Genomic DNA, 16,248 nt, shown 5'->3' with positions numbered 1-16,248 from the left:
CGTCGGATCAACGGATTGACCAGACCTATAAGCCACAACTCCAAATTTCGTCCGGGCGGGGAGGGTGGCTCGTAGGGCTTGGCACGCTGCTTGGGCTTGTCGCCTTGCTCTGTTTCGGTGCGTGGGGATATCACTCGCGGGCCGAGGAAGTTAACGCCACAGCCGATCAACTCCGCAATTTCGTGCCATCCGTGCACGTTATCGAGATAAAGCCCAGCGCCGACACGATCAACGTCAGTCTTCCCGCGACCACCTCGGCTTTCGACGACGTCGAAATTTTTGCCCGAGCCAGTGGCTATATCGAAGAACGCGAAGCAGATATAGGCGATCACGTAAAGAAGGGCCAACTCCTCGCCACGATCGCCGTGCCGGAACTCGATGATCAAATTCTCGAAGCTGAAGCCACTTTGGGCCAGCTCCAGGCAGCTTTGAAACAGGCACAGGCCAATTCAGACCTCGCACAGGTCACATGGGATCGCGACAAGCCGCTGGTCGCCAAGGGCTGGATAACGCAGCAGCAGGGTACCATCGACGTCCAGACCCTGAAGGCCCAACAGGCAACGGTGGGTGTCGCACAAGCCAATGTGAAGGCACAGCAAGATCAACTTGAGGTGCTTAATCAACAAAAGCTTTATCAGCGGGTCATCGCACCCTTCGATGGTATCATCACCCAGCGCAATATTGATAAAGGCAGCCTTGTACAGGCGGATACGACCACTGGCACTTTCATGTTCGCCATCATGCAGGGAGACGTGATCCGCACGCAAGTGTTCGTGCCACAGGATGCAGCGTTCGGCGTTAGTCCCGGCGACAAGGCCAGCGTTGAGGTTCCCGAGATCCCGGGCCGCATTTTTTCTGGAACGGTAACCCGAATTGCCGATTCGTTGCAGCCTGGCACCCGCACTTTGCTAACCGAGATCGACGTGCCCAATCCTGACGGCCTGCTGACGCCCGGCATCTATTGCACTGTGCAGCTTCAAATTCCGCTGAAGTCGCCAAGCCTTTCGGTACCCTCTGACGCCCTCATCTTCAATGCAGATGGATTGCAGGTGGCCGTCGTTGAGAATGGCATTGTTCACATAAAAAAAATATCTGTGGTGAGAGATATGGGAACAACCATCGAAATCACGGACGGCCTCAAGGAAGGCGACGTAGTAATTCGAAATCCCCCAGTGCAACTGGAGGAAGGCAGTAAAGTCCGCGTCAATGCCGGAACCGTTGCTGGCGTTTGATCAGAGGATCAATTGCTGAAGCTCCAGGCGAACGGATACGATCGCCCATTCCGATCGAAAATGTCTTCATCATTGCTGCCAATACATTCTCTTCCTGTATTGATACCAATTGGGCTATGGGTCTCAGGCATTCGTGCCATCTGACGGTCAGAAAAGTAGTAATTTTGAGTTACATACAGATAATACATCAAAGCATTCACCAAGTATCAAATATGGATGAATATTAATTTGATCTAAGAAAGGTGGTTGTTCACGTTTTTGTCGGAATAACCTGAATTGTGTCACAATAAATATCACAAATATTACTTTTTATTAATTTGCAATGAAAAATTACTGTAATATACTTATTAACAGACCGGGAACCGCCGACGATGGAGAATATCCAGCGTGACGCGACGGAACTGGACGGTCTTATAGAAAGAGGACGCCAACCCTGTCCTCGATACTTTTGGAGACGCCAAAAATGCGTTCTTTGATCTTCAGAACGGCAATCGCCGCCCTTTTCATCTCTACTCCATTCGCTACCGCTTATGCAGCCTCGGGTGGTTCACATGGCTCCCACGATGGAGGTGGATCACACGCTTCGCACGAGTCAGGCGGATCACGCGCGTCCCGCGGGGGGCAAACCGTTAGTAACACTGCTCGGAATTTCGACCGTATTGAACGCAATAGCGAGTCGGATGAGGGTAGCACCAACCCGACCTATCTCTTCGGAATGCACGAGACACGATAGTCCATGCGTCGAACAAGCTGTGCCTCGCGATCATGAGGCATGGTACCCGTCAGGTACAAAATCGCTCCAGGTGCGTCCGGGGGCGATTTCGCATTTGATACCCGGATTGATAAACCGGCCGAGCAACTTATCACGAACGTTCCGTGATCGACGGCTACATAGCCAGTGCCTGATCTATGCAATCAATCATGGCCTGACTTTCGAAAGGTTTCCGGAAGTAGCCCTTGGCGCCTGAGGCCATCACCCTCTTGTGAATTCGTTCATCCTCGAACGCCGTAATGAAAATGACTGGAGTAACGACACCAATTTTGAGGAGGATATGGAATAGCTCCACCCCGCCCATTCCGTCCATTTGCACGTCGGTTATAAGGCAGTCGATCTCTATATGATCCCTCTGGGCCAGAAATGATTCCGCGGAAACAAACGTATAAACATTGAGCCCATGTGAGCTTATGAGATTCTCCATGGCGTCGCGCAGCGACGCGTCGTCCTCGACGACGGCTATGGATTTCGAACGGTACACCAGCAACCTTCTAAAATATGTGACTGTTTCTAGATCAAATGCACCACCCAGAGACCAGAAGATATCATACTCATGTTTAGGTTCCGGCATCACTTGTTCAAAACTGGCCGAAGCGCCTCATAAGCCTTGACCAGTTCCGCAAGGGTTCGAACAGCCATTTTTTCCATCAGATGACCGCGGTGGATTTTAACTGTTATCTCGCTCACACCAAGCTTACCCGCAATTTGCTTGTTCATCAGGCCGCTGGTTACCAGGGCAATCACCTCACGCTCGCGAGCCGTCAGACTTTCATACCGCGCCATCAGTGCAGACAGCGCGTCATCGCTGGCCCGGCGAGCTCGATCCAGGGTCAACGCATTGGCGACCGCATCAAGCATATCCTGGTCCCGGAACGGCTTGGTTAGAAAGTCAATCGCACCTGCCTTCATCGCGCGTACCGACATCGGAACGTCACCGTGGCCCGTCATGAAGATGATGGGAATATTGTTCCCTAGTTTCGCGAGTTGATTCTGGAAATCAAGGCCGCTGACGCCTGGCAGCCGAATATCGAGAACAAGGCAGCTTTCGGCGGAAATCTTGGCAGGGCGGGCAAGGAGTTCCGACGTGGAGCCAAACAGTTCCACGCGCATGCCGACAGATGCGAAAAGATTGCCCAGCGCTTCTCGCAAATGCTGGTCATCATCAACTATAAAGACAATTGGCGTTGTGAGTCCGGCCATCATCCGACCTCCCTGTTGAATGGAATGGTGAATTCGAACGTGGTGCCTGCTCCCGGTTCGGAACTGGCACTTATGCTCCCGCCGTGCGCGGTCAAAATCGAACGACATATTGACAAACCCATGCCCATACCGTCCTGCTTCGTTGTGTAAAACGGGTTGAAGAGGTTGTCGCGGACCTCAAGAGGAATGCCGGGACCGGTATCATGGACGCTGAACATGATGGCACTTTCCTCTTCCGAGGACTTCACCAGGAGTTCTCGTTGTCCTTGCGCGACATGCGCCATCGCCTGGATAGCGTTCAACAGAAGATTTAGGACAACTTGCTGCAGTTGCACACGATCGCCGATGACCTTCGGTAGACCGGCTGCAAGATCCACCCTTAAAGTCACCTGGTTGATATCGATTTCGCGCTGCAGCAGCGTGACTGTTTCCTCGATAATCTCATTCAAATCAACATTCATCGGGTTTGGTGACGCCTTTACCGACAACCCGCGCAAATGCTTGATGACGTCGCTGGCGCGGGTAGCGTCGGCGATCATAGATTCCATCGACGACTGCACTTTCGTCAAATCCGGCACATCCCTCTTGAGCCAACGCAGGCCAGCTCCTCCGTTGGTGACCACGGCTGCCAAAGGCTGGTTGAGTTCATGTGCGATCGATACCGTCAGTTCTCCAAGGGTCGCTATGCGGGCTACATGCGCCAACTGACTTCGCGCCACATCCAGTTCATTCTCGGCTTCTCTTCGTGCTGTAACGTCCATTATGCTGATCAAGACCATGTCGAGAGCAGGGCGATCGAGCGGTACTGCTACATTATAAAGAAAAATCAGCTGGCGCCCGTCCGATGTCTTTAAAATAGCTTCGGCTTCATAACTCTGATTTCCAGCCCATATTGAAGCAAGCAACTTCCATACTTTCCCCTCCATGTCCTCGCTAACGAGTGTCGGCAGCAGCTGATCTAGAGCGCCTACATCTGGAGCGTTGAACATGTTCAGGGCAGTGTTGTTGGCATTGGTCAGCTTGATCAGTCTTAGTGCGCTGCGGGCGAATCCGGGATCCAGGCGTTCAATATCCTCGATGCGTTGCACATTATCGGACTTAAACCTGTCGAACGCATTTTTTAACCCCGTGAAGTCCATCTGGAGAATTCCAACGCCTGTAGCCAGAAATATGGACCTGTAACGCTGCTCGCTATCGGCTAAAACTCCGATCGCTGCTTTTACCCTGAAAGCAAGAAAGGTTGTTATCCCGATTGCAGCAAGGCTGACAAAGCAACGTCCAATGGAGTCAGCCGGGAGTTCCTGTCCATGCGACAGCAAGAAGCTGAGGAGCGTCAGCCCCATGCAGCCGGCCCCAATCGCCAGAAGCTGGAATTTCCTGGCGAAATTGAGCGAAAGCAACACGACGACGACGTAGAGAACGGCAATGGCGATGTCAAACGTCGTCAGAGTGTCCAGAAGGAAAACCGCCACAGCAATGATTGCTGCAGCCAGCGGTGAAAATCTCGCCATGCGAACTATCCCAAATAGCCAACCCGATCGGGCTATAACAGATCGGCTGCAAGGCTGCACAATCTTAAGTGGCGCAATGTCGCTAATTTCCGTGAATGGCAACGGTGTTGCTGCTCGCCTCGCGCACGCTAACACCCCACCGGCGGTAAAATTCACCCCCTATACTCAAGTATAACTTAATCGAAACGAGTATCCACTGTCACGACAGGAAGGCTTGGCCTAGGCTCGATACAACAATCAGCCATGACACTACGTGGAACAGGAAAGGGTCGTTGAATGAGCCTGTCAATTTATACTGGTAACCGTGTGAAGCCGTTCTATTCAGGCGACACTGCGGCCGAGGTTTCGCAAGCCCTGATGATCCTGCTCGCGGATACGTTCGCGTTGTACCTAAAGACGAAAAGTTTCCATTGGCACATGGCTCCAACGGGTTTTGGTATTTTCCAGCCACTGCTAGACGAGCAAGCCGAGCAGATACTTTCCATCACAGATGTTATCGCGCAACGCATACGCGAGCTCGGAGGCACGACGCTCCATTCGATTGGCCGTATCGGGCGACTTCAAAGACTTGCCGACAACGACGCCGATTGCCTTACTCCCGCAGAGATGTTGACCGAACTCGCCAGCGACAACAGACAGCTCTCTTCATTCCTGCGCTCTACTCGCGATGTCTGTGACGTGCACCGGGATTTTGAGACGGCTGACTATTTCGAGACCTGGATCGACGAGGCCGATGGCCGAACCTGGTTCCTCGTTGAAGCATGGCGTGCGCATCTCAGGTCAATCCCGACACCAGCTGCGGCATTGCAGATGTCAATGACAGTATCAGAAAGGCTGATGAAATGAATGCTTTTAGCCGTCGTGAGGCGCTCCTGGCGTTGTCTGCAGGAAGCTTGGTAGCCGCAGGTTCCACGAGTTATGCCGCAGGCCTGCCCCAACCGCAAAGTTCCCGCGTTGGCGGCGACGATCCTGGGCCGCGCAACCTTGATCGGGACATCCAGAATCCAGATATTCTCAATCCACCGGCTACCGACGCTGGAACCTTGCCCAACCTTCGCTTCTCGTTCGCCGATGCGCCGACGAAACAATACCCTGCAGGCTGGACCCGTCAAATCACCAAGCGGGAACTTGGAATATCCAAGAGCATAGCCGGTGTTGATATGCGGCTGAACGCCGGCGGCGTTCGTGAGTTGCACTGGCACAAAGAAGGTGAATGGGCGTACATACTTTATGGAAATGCCAGAGTTACGGCTGTCGATCCCGATGGCAGGAATTTCGTCGGCGATCTTGGTCCTGGTGATATCTGGTACTTTCCATCCGGTACACCGCACTCCATCCAGGGGCTTGGACCCGACGGGTGTGAGTTTCTGCTGGTTTTCGACGATGGCGGATTTGATGAGGACAGCACGTTCCTGCTGAGCGACTGGTTCAAGCACGTCCCCAAAACTATTCTTGCAAAGAATTTCGGCGTGCCTGCAGCAAGCTTCGATAATCTCCCCTCTCCAAGTGACCGCTATATCTTCAATCTCCCTGTCCCAGGCAATCTTGACAGCGACAGGATCGCGGGTGCGACAACGGTTCCAAACGGGTTCGTCCACCGAATGACTTCACAAACTCCGATAAGCTCTGCGGGCGGCACCGTTCGCATAACCGACTCCCGGAATTTCCCCGCGTCCAAAACGATTGCCGCAGCGCTTGTGGAAATCGAGCCGGGGGGCATGCGAGAGTTGCACTGGCACCCAAACACCGATGAATGGCAATACTACATTCAAGGAGTTGGACGAATGGGTGTGTTTGCAGCCAACGGCGCCTCCCGCACCTTTGATTTCGCAGCTGGCGACGTCGGATATGTGCCATTCGCCATGGGACATTACGTCGAAAACACCGGTGATGAACCGCTCGTGTTCCTCGAAATGTTCAAAAGCGATCACTATGCGGACGTGTCTCTCAATCAATGGTTGGCATTAACTCCGCCAGAACTCGTTTCCGGGCACCTGGGTTTCGATACTGCGACTATGAAGGCTTTGAAACCAAACAAGCAGCCAGTCGTGAGTTCCGTTTAGCTAAGCTGTTCTTCGCCATCGGCTGGCGTTACGCAACGGCAGCGCCGAAATACATCCAAACTGATGCTATTCCATAGGAAAACTGCCATGTACGAAGAAGCAATCAAAAAACTTTCGGATGCGGGCAGGTCCAAGTCCGTCGCACTAACGGGTAATCCGTTTGCATTCGTGGTCGGTTCGGCGATGGCGGGTGCATATATTGGCTTTGGCGATATCATCATGTTCACCGTGGGCGCTCATGCGGACCCTTCGTGGAGCCATCTTGTAATGGGTGCTGTTTTCGCCTCGGCACTCACGATCGTCGTCTTTGCCGGATCTGAACTTTTCACCGGTATGGCCATGTATATGCCGCTTGCGCTTCTGAGCGGCAAAGCTGGTTTGATCGATCTCCTGCGTGTTTGGATACTTTGCTGGCTGGGCAATTTCGCAGGAGCTTTCTTGCTTGCCGTGCTTTTTAAACTTGGCGGCGGAGGTGTCCTGCTCGGCGACGGCAGTCCGGCATTCTTTGCAGCGGTTGCGGCGAAAATCAGTGCCCCGGCTCACGAGCTTTTTGCCCGGGGCATCATATGCAACTGGCTCGTTTGCCTCGCGATCTGGATGTCTTATCGAACCGAAAACGATGCTGCGAAAGTCTTTTTGATCTTTTGGCCAATCATGATTTTCGTTGCTGCCGGTTTCGAGCACTGCGTGGCAAACATGTTCGCTTTTTCGTTAGCGCTCCTCGGCCCTCATCCGGCAAGCATTAGTGTATATGGCGCTTTACACAATCTGGTATTCGTCACTCTGGGCAACATCGTCGGCGGCGGGATCATGGTGGCCTTCGGATATTGGGTGCAACTCGCAGGCGCTGCGCAGGCGGCGTCTCCGCTGGCCAAGAGCCGGACGCTTCCCCCGGTCAGCAGGATCGGCTGAACATACCTTATCAACATAGTTTGAAAGCGAATTTGACATGGCCAGCAAACGACCCGAGGGAATTGAAAGATATGATGCACCTGCCGGAGGCTGGGGTGCGTTGAAGGCGGTGGCGGAAAGCCTATCGCGGCAGCAGATCGTCGCTCAAGGCGCAGCGACTCTCTTGAAGGTTAATCAACCCGATGGGTTTGACTGTCCCGGCTGCGCCTGGCCTGATCCGCGGCACACATCGTCGTTTGAGTTTTGTGAAAATGGTGCCAAGGCCGTAACGTGGGAATCAACTGCCAAACGTTTGATGCCTTCGTTCTTTGCATCTCACACTGTTTCAGAATTGTGGGATTGGCATGATCATGACCTCGAAAATCAGGGGCGGCTAACCCATCCGCTGATCTATGACGCGTCCTTGGACACGTATGTGGAAATCGAATGGGACGTCGCCTTCCAAACGATCGCCGAGGCGCTGAATGCACTTCCCGAGCCAAGCATGGCCGAATTTTACACCTCGGGCAGGGCCTCAAATGAAGCCGCTTTCCTTTTTCAACTTTTCGTACGTGCTTACGGGACAAACAATTTTCCCGATTGTTCCAATATGTGCCACGAAGCGACCAGCGTCGGGCTCCCTCTGTCGATCGGCGTCGGCAAAGGCACGGTCACCCTCGAAGACTTCGATCATGCCGATGCGATCTTCAGTTTCGGGCACAATCCCGGTACGAATCATCCACGCATGATGACGACATTGCGTGAAGCCGCAAAGCGCGGCGTTCCGATAGTCGTCTTCAATCCCCTCAAGGAGCGGGCGCTTGAGCGATTTGCTTCTCCCCAAAGTGCCGTCGAGATGGCAACTCTGTCATCGACGGAGATTGCCTCGGCCTATCACCAGGTGCGCCCGGGAGGCGATGTTGCAGTACTGAAGGGAATGATGAAGCGAATTTTCCAGCGCGACAGAGAGGAGATAGAGAACGGCGGAAGCGGTATGCTCGATCGCAGCTTTATCGCCGAGCACACGGATGGCATCGATGCCTTGCGAACAGACATCGATGGCACACCCTGGGATCAGATCGAGGCGATCTCCGGTCTCACACAAACAGCAATTGAAAGTGCGGGCGACGTTTATTTAAAAGCTGGGAATGTCATTCTCTGCTACGGAATGGGGATCACGCAGCACAGGAATGGCACCTCCAATGTGCAGCAAATCGCCAATCTTCTAATGTTGCGCGGGAACATCGGGCGTCAGGGTGCCGGCATATGCCCGTTACGAGGTCATTCGAATGTTCAAGGTGATCGCACCGTAGGTATCACCGAAGCGCCCAACGCTGCGTTGCTGGATGGTATGGAACGCGCCTTCGGCTTTCGTCCGGTCGCGGAAAAAGGTCACAGCGCTGTGGAGGCGATCGAAGCTATCCAGGATGGGCGATCAAAAGCACTCATCTGCCTCGGCGGAAATCTCGCAGTGGCGATGTCGGATCCTGACGCCACTTTCGCTGGCATGCGAAAGCTGGATCTGGCGGTTCACCTTACGACCAAGCTCAACCGGTCACATCTGCTGACGGCGAAAACGTTGATCATACTACCGGTTCTGGGCCGCACCGATGTGGATATTCAAGCGACGGGTCCACAATCAGTCACTGTCGAAGACTCAATGTCGATGGTCCATGCATCGCGAGGTTTTTTGAAACCGCCCAGCGACCTGGTGCGCTCGGAACCGGCTGTAATTGCCGGCATGGCCAAGGCCACCCTTGGCAACCGGCACGGGATAGAGTGGGATGCAATGATCGAAAACTACGACAGGATACGCGACAAGATTGAGGTCGTCTTTCCCGACTTCCATGACTTCAACGAGAGGATAAGGCAGCCCGGCGGGTTTCGCCTGAGCGTGCCAGCTTCTAACCGTGATTGGCACACCCCGGCTAAAAAAGCCCAGTTTTTGGTCGCCGAAAGCCTTGATGAAGATCCGGAGCTTTCGGATTCTGATCTTCTCACATTGACGACTATTCGCAGTCATGATCAGTATAACACTACGATCTACGGCATGGATGATCGCTACAGAGGCGTGTTCGGGAGACGCGATGTCATCTTTCTCAACGGGGATGATCTCGCCAGCAGAGGGTTGGCTGACGGCGATATCCTTGACGTCGAAGCAGCCAGAAATTCTGCCGAGATTGATGACCGCCCACGGCTGGTTCGCCGCCTCACTGCGATCGAGTACGATATCCCAAGCGGGTCCGCTGCCGGATACTACCCGGAAATGAACGGCTTGATTGCATTGTCGCACTACGACCGCCGCTCGGGAACCCCTGGGTTCAAGTCGATTCCCATCCGCATCAGGCTTGCGACACCGGACTGAGTAACAGCTCTGGCGATGTTGACGCTCAGGAGTATGAGCTGTCTTGGTTCTACAATGCTATTCGCGCTTCCTGATGCTCGGAAGCATCCTCACGTCAGTAAATGCGGTGATTTAATGAGTGGGTCTGAGTTCGGCTCCGTTCAAGGCGATCGTTGACGCCGTTTTTCCTGAGTCGCAGACGAATTGTAGACCCTAAGGCAGCAATCGAAGTCGACGAAAACCTGCCCTTGCCGGCATTTTCAAACGAGCAGTTGTAGCTGTCTGCCAAATCTGTACAACGCCGAATTAGGAGACTTTCAGCGAGCGTGACTGGGGGGATCGACCGAGGCGAGGCAGTATCCGGGTGGAACGTTCACTCCTCGTCAGTGTATCTGAGACACCATAATTCTCAAATTTCCTGCACGGTGAGATTCGTTTCGCAGCTCGATATTGACCGAGGATCCTAGCGGCGAGTTCTCCAAATCGGTTCCGATCTACCCTAGGGTGAGATCTTGAAGCGTTTCCAACATATTGCCCTTCCTGTTCCAATGTAGCCACGGCAAGCAACGCAGTACGCAGACGGATGGGCCAAATTGGCTTTCCTGTCGAGGGCACCCGCCAATCCTGCAGTTGGGTAAAGCCTATAGAGCCAGAAATCGGATGGACTGTTGCCTTCATTAAGCTCAAGCGACTCCCGTCGCATCGCAACACGACGACAGACGCGCCATCTACTTTCTAAGCTTCACGCACCTCGCCGCAGCAATGATCTGGATGCGTTGAATGTGAAAGGCATGGCAGCCGGTAACTGCCGCTCTACGCTGGTTTTATGGCTTGGCAAGATGCCAGATACCCTCAGCTCCATCCCCCCGAATTTCGCCGGGCTTAAAGTCCAAGCGGTATGTGTAAAGCGGAGAACCCTTGTAAGCCCACTGAAGAACACCGCTTGAGCGCCGGATCAGGCTCCAATGTCCAGAGGCCCGTGCGCTCGCAGGGGCCTCAAATGGCGGCCACGCGGTAGCACAAAGGAGAGTGCACTCAGACTTCCCAGGCTGGTCTTCGTCGAAAGTGTAGAGCGACCAACCACGGGCGTCGGTTAGGATCTTTGTCTGTCCGTGCATTATTACCCTGGCAGGTGCCGCCATATCTGCATACGCCATTGAAGACGCACTTAAGGCGAGGCTGAGGGCGAGCATGGAAGTCATTATATTTCTCGACATATTGGTCCTTTCGGTCGCTCTTTCCGTCCAAGGTAGCGAAAATGCAGGCTGCTCCCAGGCAACGTTATGGGTTTGTAGAATAGATCGCCGCATTGTACACGGATAATCCTCCTATGTTATAATATACTGCAATATTAATAATAAATCAGCACAAGGTATATTAGTGGTATACGTGTGTATACCACGTCGGATTATGGAGCCGTTTTCTCTATGTGAAGCGAATGAGGACAAACCGTTGGCCGTCGCTCGGACGCCGAAGCACAATCCTAGGCCTTTACTGGACGGTGGGTGGAGCGCCTGTCGGCAAGTAATGGGACGAAAGAAACACGAGTCCTTGCATGTGATAAGCCATTGTTATCTATTGCAAGTCGCGCTTCATCCTTGAACCCTCCCGTTTGTGGGTTCTATTTCAAATGCAACGGCGGAGTGGGGCAGGCTATTCCGGCAGCGATACAATTTCAACAAGCTGCTCTCTGAACACTGGGCCAAGCGTGCCTTGGCCTGCAGCATCTGCGAAACGATACGCCGTTCATCCATCGTCAATTGCGTGAAACTGCGGGGCATTCCATCCTCCTGAAAATAAAGAGGGTTTTGTACGTGTCGCAATTGAAAATAGAATGTGCCCGGCTACAATCCAATGTGGCAGCCAATTAGAAATGTCGCCGATTCTACAAAGTAGAAATGTCATCCCGACAGACGCCGAGGCGCGTCGCCGGGCAGGGCGGAGACCTCAATATCGCAGCCCGGACCGGTGACATCCAGCGGGGCCCCAGCGGCCTTGTCCAGTAGTCTGCGTGTCCTTCGTTCCTCGACCCAGTCGTTCTTCCGTGAGGGTTTGCGCTCACGTTTTTGATAGGCGATGACCTCGCTGTTGGTCTTCACCTTCGGCGCAGGCAACGGATCCTGCTGCGCCTTGATCATCGACAGCACATCGCCCAGTCTTTTGTTCTCGGTCACAGCTGCGTGGGTCACACGTTGGTCCATATCGAACATTTTGTAGGGAAGGGCGATCCCTTTCCAGCGCATCTCCAGGCGCCCGTCCGCAAAGGCATAGGTGTCGATATATTTGCCAACCAGACCACGGGTAATCTCATTCTCCTCCAGCATGATGCGCTTGCGCTCATAGGAAAACGTCAGTTGCTCACCAACGTAGCGTTGTTCCCGCTTGCACAGAATCTCCCGCAAACGGTCCGGGACGACATTGAGCGGCCGGTGCAAATTCTCCGGGCGGATCGCAGTAACAGCGAATTGTTCGTTGAACCGCTCCATAAAGCTGGGCAGGAAGGCGTTGCCAGCCGCCATATCGTCGATCCCGGCCAGCCGCAGTTCCTTGACCAAACGGTCCTGCAAGGTGCGGTTGACCCGCTCGACACGACCTTTCGCCTGGCTCGAATTTGCGCACAGAATCTCGATGCTCAGCTCCGCCAGCGCCCGGCCGAACTGCGTCATGCCCTGGCCGTTCATGGCATCCTTCTTCGCCACACGGAACACCGAATGCTTGTCGGAGTAGAACGCAACTGGACGGCCATGGACCTTAAGGTAGAGCTCCAAAGCGTCGAAATAGGTGAAGGCGCTTTCCGAGCGCACAAACGTTGCGATGAACGAGAAGGTGACACACGGACATTTCTACTTTGCAGAAACAGGACATTTTAACTTTGCGGCTACATCAGATGTGGCAGCCAATTAGAAATGTCGCCGATTCTGCAAAGTAGAAATGTCATCCCGACAGACGCCGAGGCGCGTCGCCGGGCAGGGCGGAGACCTCAATATCGCAGCCCGGACCGGTGACATCCAGCGGGGCCCCAGCGGCCTTGTCCAGTAGTCTGCGTGTCCTTCGTTCCTCGACCCAGTCGTTCTTCCGTGAGGGTTTGCGCTCACGTTTTTGATAGGCGATGACCTCGCTGTTGGTCTTCACCTTCGGCGCAGGCAACGGATCCTGCTGCGCCTTGATCATCGACAGCACATCGCCCAGTCTTTTGTTCTCGGTCACAGCTGCGTGGGTCACACGTTGGTCCATATCGAACATTTTGTAGGGAAGGGCGATCCCTTTCCAGCGCATCTCCAGGCGCCCGTCCGCAAAGGCATAGGTGTCGATATATTTGCCAACCAGACCACGGGTAATCTCATTCTCCTCCAGCATGATGCGCTTGCGCTCATAGGAAAACGTCAGTTGCTCACCAACGTAGCGTTGTTCCCGCTTGCACAGAATCTCCCGCAAACGGTCCGGGACGACATTGAGCGGCCGGTGCAAATTCTCCGGGCGGATCGCAGTAACAGCGAATTGTTCGTTGAACCGCTCCATAAAGCTGGGCAGGAAGGCGTTGCCAGCCGCCATATCGTCGATCCCGGCCAGCCGCAGTTCCTTGACCAAACGGTCCTGCAAGGTGCGGTTGACCCGCTCGACACGACCTTTCGCCTGGCTCGAATTTGCGCACAGAATCTCGATGCTCAGCTCCGCCAGCGCCCGGCCGAACTGCGTCATGCCCTGGCCGTTCATGGCATCCTTCTTCGCCACACGGAACACCGAATGCTTGTCGGAGTAGAACGCAACTGGACGGCCATGGACCTTAAGGTAGAGCTCCAAAGCGTCGAAATAGGTGAAGGCGCTTTCCGAGCGCACAAACAAAAGCTGCATCAGCTTGCCGGTCGCATCATCGATGAACACCAGCAGCGTGCACCGATCGCCACGATCTTCAAACCAGTGATGATCGCTGCCGTCGATCTGGATCAGCTCGCCATAACACTCACGCCTCAACCGCGGCTGACGAAACGTCCGGCGCTGTTTGCGCGACAGCCAGATGCCGGCATCAGCCATCCATTTGCGCAACGTCTCGCGCGAAACCGAAAAGCCGTGCTCGGCCAGCTTCTCGGCCGCCAGCGTCGGACCAAAGTCAGCGTAGCGCTCGCGGATCAGCTGCAGCGCCAGATCCCGCACACCATCGTTGATCCGGTTGTTCGACCGGCGGCCGCGGCTCTGATGACGCAGTGCCGGCGCGCCTTCGAGACAGAATGTCCGCACGATCCTTTGCACTTGGCGAACACTCAGCGACAGCACAATTGCGGCCGACGCGAGCGCGCGGCGCCCTTCAACAACCTCCGATAAAACCTCGATACGATGCAGTTCGCGTTCGCTCATTAAAATCCATCCCAAAATCTGAATCCCATATCTCGTTGCGATGAACGAGAAGGTGACACACGGACATTTCTACTTTGCAGAAACAGGACATTTTAACTTTGCGGCTACATGAGAAGATCGCATAATAACTATTATGGAACATGGCATATTTTGGGAGAAGGGAAGCACGCATGGCCGTGCTGGTGCTAGGAGTCTAAGCTGTTTTGTCGAATAGGTAGTTATCCGGAGATTTTTGATCCACTCGACAGGCCTCGATGATTGCTGATTTCAGCATTTCCCTACTGGCTTGTTCTAAACGCAGGGCCGAGTCTCGAAGACGTCTTTTCCAGGCATTGCCGCGTTGCCAAGCATCCATCCAGGCCAACCCAACATCATGTAATCGGCCTATTTCCTGGAAAGCCTCGATTAGATCGGAGGCTTGCCTGCGATCCTTGGCTATCTTCGTCGTTTCTGTATTAGGCCGCGAGATTGCGACCAGAAGCTTGTGAATGGCATACCGTTCAGGAGCTGGGACGGTCACGACAATCCCGGCGTCGTACAGGATGAGCGATGACACCGGTTCGTGGATCAGATAATCGAGAAATCGTAGAACTTGGGCTCCAATGTTGGGGCCTAACGCGGGCATTTCAGCACATTGATACTCATATTCCTCGGCCCCTCGATTAGGCGTCAAAACCTCTACCTTAAAGCCTGTCTTGTTTCTAAAACTTGCAACCAGTTTGGGTTCATTAGGATGGCAAACGGGCGAGAAACTTTCATCGACCGAGTTCAGCGCTTGCTGCAGGTCTTCGATTTTGTCGTCGATTTGCTGGGAGATGCTGAAATACTGGGCAACATCAATGTCATCTGTGCGCATTGAAAGGTCGGGCAACCGGATTCCGAGAAGGCCTCCATAAGTTTGGAACGCCACGGAACCAACCAACACCGAACGAAGCCTAAACATTCCCGCCTTCGACAACGCTTGAACAACTTGGCCTTCAATTGCGATGGGCGATGGCATCCCTGCTTGCCTGAGTTTTGTAGCGAGCTGCCTGCGTTCCCGGTATCCCGATTTTACCCGCTCAAAACGTTGAACACGTTTGTCCAACTCCTCATTGCCTTTTGGACCCACATATTTGAGATATTGCTTTCCTGCTCCTCCCTGAGGGTCTGCGGAAAATCCCTTGTAATACCAATATTGTCGGCCGCGCCGAAGTTTGGAGCAAGAACGATCCATTTTCGGGATACGTATCGTCGAATTCTGCGTCCAGGCATTTCTGCAGGAGATCAGAAAACATTAGCTGCTCGATGGAACTAAACTGCCTCACGGGTGTCCTCAGAGGAGGTTGTACCTATTTTATAAAAAAAGTAACAACACGTTTTTTTTAATTGTCAACGTGGCGGCATTCCGGTGTCGATTCCGATAATTCCTATCAGATGAGTTGATGTTACTCTTTCTTAAAAACAGTAATATCAACCTCACCCCAGTGCAGAGCGCCTGGGTCGCCTGCATTTTAGAAAACCGTCTGCGCGTTCAAAGAAATTGAGGACCCGAATGAATAGGGCTACAAAAAGGACGCTCGACCCGTTCGAGGGGAGCGCCCTTTTTTCCCGGAGAAAGCAAGCATCATCGCTGGCCCCGCGGCGCGAAGCGCGCACGAAATCCCGTCTATGACGTAAATTTTCGACGTTATCTTTCAGTTGCTGAAGATGCGCGTGGGTCGGATCATTGTCCGGGCCAGTGTATTTGACGAGGGACGGCGCTGTCCGGGGGCTGCCAGGACCAAAACAACCTGCCCCTCGCCTCGCCGCCGGGTATCGTCACGCCGCCCCCGCTTGTTAAACCCGAATTGTTGGCTCTTCAAGATCCTTTCGGTCAGGGTTGGCTACTTCACCGAAA

General features: G+C 53.8%; 11 protein-coding genes and 1 pseudogene. 5 read left to right on the top strand and 7 right to left on the bottom strand.

Going from position 1 to position 16,248, the window contains the following annotated elements:
- The first annotated feature begins 104 nt into the window (after positions 1-104).
- Positions 105-1,232 carry an efflux RND transporter periplasmic adaptor subunit gene (locus N8E88_RS07980; RefSeq protein WP_262292046.1) on the top strand — a complete coding sequence of 376 codons (1,128 nt, stop codon included), beginning with the start codon at positions 105-107 and terminating at the stop codon, positions 1,230-1,232.
- An 887-nt stretch (positions 1,233-2,119) separates the two neighbouring features.
- Here N8E88_RS07980 and N8E88_RS07975 read toward each other — a convergent pair.
- The 3 genes from N8E88_RS07975 to N8E88_RS07965 are packed head-to-tail and all read right to left on the bottom strand — an operon-like array spanning position 2,120 to position 4,874.
- On the bottom strand, positions 2,120-2,578 hold the full coding sequence (locus N8E88_RS07975) for a response regulator transcription factor (protein WP_262292045.1): 459 nt from the start codon (positions 2,576-2,578) through the stop codon (positions 2,120-2,122).
- A complete protein-coding gene (locus N8E88_RS07970) occupies positions 2,578-3,210 on the bottom strand; it encodes a response regulator transcription factor (protein WP_262292044.1) in 633 nt (210 codons plus the stop codon). The genes N8E88_RS07975 and N8E88_RS07970 overlap by 1 nt, the downstream gene beginning before the upstream one ends.
- Positions 3,207-4,874 (bottom strand): sensor histidine kinase, encoded by a 1,668-nt coding sequence (locus tag N8E88_RS07965; protein ID WP_262292043.1) that lies wholly within the window; start codon positions 4,872-4,874, stop codon positions 3,207-3,209. The genes N8E88_RS07970 and N8E88_RS07965 overlap by 4 nt, the downstream gene beginning before the upstream one ends.
- Positions 4,875-4,994: 120 nt before the next feature.
- Here N8E88_RS07965 and N8E88_RS07960 point away from each other — a divergent pair, with 120 nt between their 5' ends.
- The 4 genes from N8E88_RS07960 (at position 4,995) to N8E88_RS07945 (ending at position 10,037) form a co-directional block, all read left to right on the top strand.
- Complete coding sequence (locus N8E88_RS07960; protein WP_262292042.1) at positions 4,995-5,564, top strand: Dps family protein; 570 nt, start codon at positions 4,995-4,997, stop codon at positions 5,562-5,564.
- Positions 5,561-6,781: an oxalate decarboxylase family bicupin gene (locus N8E88_RS07955; RefSeq protein ID WP_262292041.1), complete on the top strand. Its 1,221-nt coding sequence runs from the start codon at positions 5,561-5,563 to the stop codon at positions 6,779-6,781. Before N8E88_RS07960 ends, N8E88_RS07955 begins: the two co-directional genes overlap by 4 nt.
- Before the next feature lie 87 nt (positions 6,782-6,868).
- Complete coding sequence (locus N8E88_RS07950) at positions 6,869-7,693, top strand: formate/nitrite transporter family protein (protein ID WP_262292040.1); 825 nt, start codon at positions 6,869-6,871, stop codon at positions 7,691-7,693.
- Positions 7,694-7,730: 37 nt separating this feature from the next.
- Entirely contained in the window at positions 7,731-10,037 is a 2,307-nt protein-coding gene (locus tag N8E88_RS07945) for an FdhF/YdeP family oxidoreductase (protein ID WP_262292039.1), read from the top strand.
- Positions 10,038-10,840: 803 nt separating this feature from the next.
- On the opposite strand, the gene N8E88_RS07940 is transcribed toward N8E88_RS07945, so the two are convergent.
- The 4 genes and pseudogenes from N8E88_RS07940 to N8E88_RS07925 form a co-directional block, all read right to left on the bottom strand.
- A complete protein-coding gene (locus N8E88_RS07940) occupies positions 10,841-11,134 on the bottom strand; it encodes a COG4315 family predicted lipoprotein (RefSeq protein ID WP_262292038.1) in 294 nt (97 codons plus the stop codon).
- 783 nt (positions 11,135-11,917) lie between these two features.
- Positions 11,918-12,823 (bottom strand): annotated as a pseudogene (locus N8E88_RS07935) (ISNCY family transposase); the annotation flags it as partial.
- 127 nt (positions 12,824-12,950) lie between these two features.
- Positions 12,951-14,384: an ISNCY family transposase gene (locus N8E88_RS07930; RefSeq protein WP_262290503.1), complete on the bottom strand. Its 1,434-nt coding sequence runs from the start codon at positions 14,382-14,384 to the stop codon at positions 12,951-12,953.
- Positions 14,385-14,562: 178 nt separating this feature from the next.
- Positions 14,563-15,456 (bottom strand): GSU2403 family nucleotidyltransferase fold protein, encoded by an 894-nt coding sequence (locus N8E88_RS07925; RefSeq protein ID WP_262292037.1) that lies wholly within the window; start codon positions 15,454-15,456, stop codon positions 14,563-14,565.
- Positions 15,457-16,248: the final 792 nt, after the last annotated feature.

This window comes from Phyllobacterium zundukense (assembly GCF_025452195.1).
In the GTDB taxonomy this organism is placed as follows: domain Bacteria; phylum Pseudomonadota; class Alphaproteobacteria; order Rhizobiales; family Rhizobiaceae; genus Phyllobacterium; species Phyllobacterium zundukense_A.
This window is presented reverse-complemented; position numbering and strand designations above follow the sequence as displayed.

Coding starts and splice junctions, on each gene's coding strand:
- N8E88_RS07975 (WP_262292045.1), bottom strand. CDS start 2,578: ATGCCGGAACCTAAACATGAGTATGATATCTTCTGGTCTCTGGGTGGT.
- N8E88_RS07970 (WP_262292044.1), bottom strand. CDS start 3,210: ATGATGGCCGGACTCACAACGCCAATTGTCTTTATAGTTGATGATGAC.
- N8E88_RS07960 (WP_262292042.1), top strand. CDS start 4,995: ATGAGCCTGTCAATTTATACTGGTAACCGTGTGAAGCCGTTCTATTCA.
- N8E88_RS07955 (WP_262292041.1), top strand. CDS start 5,561: ATGAATGCTTTTAGCCGTCGTGAGGCGCTCCTGGCGTTGTCTGCAGGA.
- N8E88_RS07950 (WP_262292040.1), top strand. CDS start 6,869: ATGTACGAAGAAGCAATCAAAAAACTTTCGGATGCGGGCAGGTCCAAG.
- N8E88_RS07945 (WP_262292039.1), top strand. CDS start 7,731: ATGGCCAGCAAACGACCCGAGGGAATTGAAAGATATGATGCACCTGCC.
- N8E88_RS07940 (WP_262292038.1), bottom strand. CDS start 11,134: ATGCACGGACAGACAAAGATCCTAACCGACGCCCGTGGTTGGTCGCTC.